Source organism: Bacillota bacterium (assembly GCA_012837285.1).
Taxonomy (GTDB): domain Bacteria; phylum Bacillota; class DTU030; order DUMP01; family DUMP01; genus DUNI01.
Genome location: DURJ01000164.1, coordinates 1 through 4,108, shown reverse-complemented (window position 1 = coordinate 4,108; position 4,108 = coordinate 1). Strand labels below are relative to the sequence as shown.

Here is a 4,108-nt window from a genome sequence, read left to right as displayed (position 1 = left end):
GCAAGACGATGCCGCCAATAATGCCTTACTGCTAAAAAAACTGCAGGGTTTGCCGCCGGAGCAACGCCAAGCCCAATTCCGGACAGTATTAGCCTTAGTGTTAGAGCCGGGCCGAGAGTTCACAGTGGAAGGCATCTGCAGCGGCTTCATTGCCGAAAGTGGGCGTGGCTGCGGTGGCTTCGGCTACGACCCGCTGTTTTATCTGCCGACTTTCCATCGTACCATGGCCGAGCTTACAGTAGAAGAGAAAAACAGCGTCAGCCATCGGGGACAGGCTATCGCCAAACTGCGTCGTTTGCTGGAAAAACTAGACAGCGAAGATTAGCAGGGGATAGACAGGGGTTCCTATCGGCCGGGTGCACACAATTCTACTATTTCCTCCAGTAGAAGAGATAAGAGTCGGGGCAGAGCTTCTTGTACGGGAGGGGACAAGGTGCAACCGGGAGCGATGTTAAAGGGTTCTAGTCCGTACAAGATAACTACGGTGGGTATTCCGCTCAGCGCCCGTGCCCAAGTAATAATGGTCGATAAGTCACAAGTGTGGCAGTCGATTTCTTTCTGCCGGATTTTAGCCAGCTGAGTTAAGTCAGTAATACGGTAAATAGTTCCCGGCAGGCCGTTCCCACGCATGGCATCCACAGCCACAAGGGTCTCAGCTCGGCTGATCTCATCCAAATACTTAATGGCTCCGGTACCTACCACCAGGGCGGCTATGCCCGGTGGTAGTTTTTGTTGTAGGAGCTGTTGGATTGCCCGCACACCCACACCGTCATCGCTCATTAATAGGTTACCTATTCCAATTACCAGTGCCCTATAGCCAGGACATCCAGGACCGGTTGGCACTACGTTCACCTTCCTAAATCTTGTTAGACAACGTCCGGCACGAAAAGCTACCTGGTCTTTTGATATTCACCAAGTCTGTTTTATGGCGCGGCCCATTGGCAATGAACACCTTCCACCATCATATACTGGGACTACATGGTGTATGAGTGTTAAGGAGGTTTACCCAATTGGAAAAGATGGAGTTTGTGGACCTGTGCCGCGAGCTAGCCAACAGCGATGGTCATGCCATGTCGCGGGCTGTCCTTAAGATTGCAGATTCTTACCGTACAAAACATCAACAGCCCAAAATGCCGGTTATTTGGCTAGAAACAAACGACAGCGGCGACAACAACATTTCCTTTATGAACACCGCCTACCCCTATTTGGGGCAGGTGTTTGCTAATATGATTGACCTTCTATATAGCAACACTTTTATGGCCGCCCAAGGCCGCGAGGCACTGGAGGTGTTATATCGTGCCGCCGAGCAGTATGCCGATCAGTTTACGTTGGTAGTGGAAGGAGCCATACCGCTGAAAGACAACGGCATCTACAATGTTATTGCCGTGACCGATACCAAGCCCATTACCGCCCGGGAGGCCGTGACCTGGCTCGGGAGCCGGGCCCGATATGTGGTGGCCATTGGCACCTGCGCCAGCTTTGGCGGACCATCTGCGGCCCGGCCCAATCTTACCGGCAGCGTGGGGGTGCAGAGCGTTCTTCAGCGCCCAGTGATCAATGTGAGCGGGTGCCCGGTTAATCCCGACTGGTTCGTGGGAACGTTGGCCCACCTGCTACTTTACGGTGTACCGGACCTTGACGAGCGCGGACGTCCTACAATGTTTTACCAATTCACCATTCACCGGCACTGTCAGCGTCGCTCCTATTTTGACCGCAATCAGTTTGCTCGGGAGCTGGGAGATATCGAGTGCATGTTTTCCTTGGGATGTGTGGGACCGCGCACTTTTGCCGACTGTCCCTATCGTCTGTGGGTTAATCATGTAAGCTGGCCGGTTAAGGCCAATACACCTTGTATTGGTTGTACCAACCCGGATTTCCCCGATGGTTCCACGCCGTTTTTTAGCCCTCTGCCGCAAAAGAGTACAGAGCCGGCACCGTCAACACTTCCGACCGGGAAAGGAGAATAGCCATGGGCAGCGAACGCATTGTGTTCAGTCCCGTAACCCGCTTGAGCGGCTTGTTGTCAGTACAGGTGGTTGTTGATAGCCAAGAGGTAGTGGAGGCCAATGCAAGCAGTACCATGTTTCGCGGGTTCGAGTGGATCATGCAAGGGCGCCACATCACCGATGCCGTCTACCTGACGCAGCGCGTCTGCGGCATCTGCTCCCTGGCCCATGGTGCTGTGGCCAGTTACTTGGTGGATGATATTTTGGACAACGATCTCAGCGACAATGCCCAGTACCTGAGGAATACTATGCTGGGGGCTGACTTTCTGCAAAACCATATCCGCCATTTTTATCTCTTTAGCCTGCCTGATTTTGTGCAGATGCCGGATCAGCCACCCTTCCAAGGGCAAAATCTTACCGATGCCCGGCTCAGCCCCAAGGTGAACCAAAAGCTGGTAAGCCATTATTTCGAAGCTATCAAGGCGGCCCAGGAGAGCCACCAGCTGCAGGCTCTTTTTGGCGGCAAAGCACCCCACCAGCATGGCTTTGTCCACGGCGGGGTGTCGGTAGCTATCACCGCTGACAAAGTCAATCAGGCCTTAGCACTGTTAGATAAAATCCAACAGTTTGTGGTTCACAGGATGCTACCTGATACCGAACTAATTGCTCAGGCCTACCATGACTACTTTACCATCGGTTGCACACACCGCCGGTTGCTATCCTTCGGTCTGTTCCGGTTCGGGGCAAAGAATGAGCGCACCCTTTGGCCGGCCGGAGTGGTGGTAGATAATGTGGTGACAACGCCTAGGCTGGAGCTCATTCAAGAAGATGTCAGTCATTCCTGGTACCAAGAGACTGTAACCGACAGCGAGACTGTCCTTGAACCCGATCCCTATAAGCCCAGGGCTTATACTTGGATAAAATCTGTTACCTATGATGGTGAACATTTTCAAGGCGGGCCGCTGGTGCGGATGCTTCTCACCGGCAACTACAGTGGTGGTACCGCCACCATGGATCGGATTTATGCCCGCTCGTTAGAAACCTATTATATTACCAAGCTGATAGGAGAGTGGTTGCGGCGACTGGAGCCGGGGCCTGCGCCCCTGCAGCAGAAAAAAGAGCCGAAGAAAAGTGCGGCCATAGCTGTTAACGACGCCATGCGCGGCCCGCTTCTCCATCAAACTGTAATTGACAGGGAAACAGTGAAAGAATATAACATCATCACACCCACTGTCTGGAACTTTTCCCCCAAAGATGCCAACGGGCAGTCTGGCCCGGCCGAAGCTGCCCTCATCGGCACCAAGATTCCTCGCCGCGACATGCTCTTCACAATCCTCGGCCGTATCATCCGCTCTTTTGACCCCTGCCTCGCCTGCGCCACTCATGTATTGGATGTCCGGGGGAATAAAGTTGCCCAGACAGTGTTCTAACTACCCCCACAGAATCTGCCATAATGCTGCGTATAACATATAGGACGTATGTGCAGGGGCCGGTTTCCGTGTTGGCCCGAACGGAATAGCACGCGCAAAATTGCTTTGACGAACAACCATAAATAAGCTATAATATAAAACGCGAGGCGGGGCGTGGCGCAGTTTGGTAGCGCACATGGTTTGGGACCATGGGGTCGTAGGTTCGAATCCTATCGCCCCGACCAGAGTTTTGCTTAAACATGCGGGAGTAGCTCAGTGGTAGAGCACCAGCCTTCCAAGCTGGGTGTCGCGGGTTCGAGTCCCGTTTCCCGCTCCATGTCTGTGTCCTGGTAGCTCAACCGGATAGAGCAACAGCCTTCTAAGCTGTGGGCTGGGGGTTCGAGTCCCTCCCAGGACGCCAGCTCCTTTTAAAACTTGACGCCAATAACACTTTTTGTTATACTGGCATCGGAAGAGTGTCGTGGTGAATGTAGCTCAGTTGGTTAGAGCACCAGATTGTGGCTCTGGGGGTCGTGGGTTCGAATCCCATCATTCACCCCATTCTGTCTACTAAGAAATCGCCTCGGCGGTTTCTTTATTCACTTTCTTTGCGTTGGGGCGTAGCCAAGCGGTAAGGCACGGGACTTTGGATCCTGTATGCGTTGGTTCGAATCCAGCCGCCCCAGCCACTCTACTAATTAAAAATGCGGATGTGGCGGAACAGGCAGACGCGCTAGACTTAGGATCTAGTGG

The 4,108-nt window shown here is 53.3% G+C and carries 4 protein-coding genes and 5 tRNA genes; 8 read left to right on the top strand and 1 reads right to left on the bottom strand.

Translation table 11 applies throughout. From position 1 onward, the window contains the following. Nucleotides 1-325, top strand: a 325-nt coding sequence (locus GX016_09780; protein ID HHT71832.1) for a non-canonical purine NTP pyrophosphatase, incomplete at its 5' end; no start/stop codon positions are given. A gap of 20 nt (nt 326-345) precedes the next feature. Here the strand turns inward: GX016_09780 and GX016_09775 are convergent. Continuing rightward, nucleotides 346-843, bottom strand: a complete 498-nt coding sequence (locus GX016_09775; GenBank protein ID HHT71831.1) for a hydrogenase maturation protease — start codon at nt 841-843, stop codon at nt 346-348. A 176-nt stretch (nt 844-1,019) separates the two neighbouring features. Between GX016_09775 and GX016_09770 the strand changes: the two genes are divergently transcribed. The 7 genes from GX016_09770 (at nt 1,020) to GX016_09740 (ending at nt 4,044) form a co-directional block, all read left to right on the top strand. Continuing rightward, entirely contained in the window at nt 1,020-1,967 is a 948-nt protein-coding gene (locus tag GX016_09770; GenBank protein ID HHT71830.1) for a hydrogenase small subunit, read from the top strand. 2 nt (nt 1,968-1,969) lie between these two features. Further along, the gene (locus GX016_09765; GenBank protein HHT71829.1) at nt 1,970-3,376 is read left to right on the top strand and encodes a nickel-dependent hydrogenase large subunit; all 1,407 of its coding nucleotides are present in this window, start codon (nt 1,970-1,972) and stop codon (nt 3,374-3,376) included. 147 nt (nt 3,377-3,523) lie between these two features. After that, nucleotides 3,524-3,600, top strand: a tRNA-Pro gene (locus GX016_09760). A 17-nt stretch (nt 3,601-3,617) separates the two neighbouring features. Further along, nucleotides 3,618-3,692: transfer RNA gene (locus GX016_09755), tRNA-Gly, on the top strand. 7 nt (nt 3,693-3,699) lie between these two features. Further along, nucleotides 3,700-3,776, top strand: a tRNA-Arg gene (locus GX016_09750). A gap of 63 nt (nt 3,777-3,839) precedes the next feature. After that, nucleotides 3,840-3,916: transfer RNA gene (locus GX016_09745), tRNA-His, on the top strand. A gap of 53 nt (nt 3,917-3,969) precedes the next feature. Beyond that, nucleotides 3,970-4,044, top strand: a tRNA-Gln gene (locus tag GX016_09740). Nucleotides 4,045-4,108 lie beyond the last annotated feature (64 nt).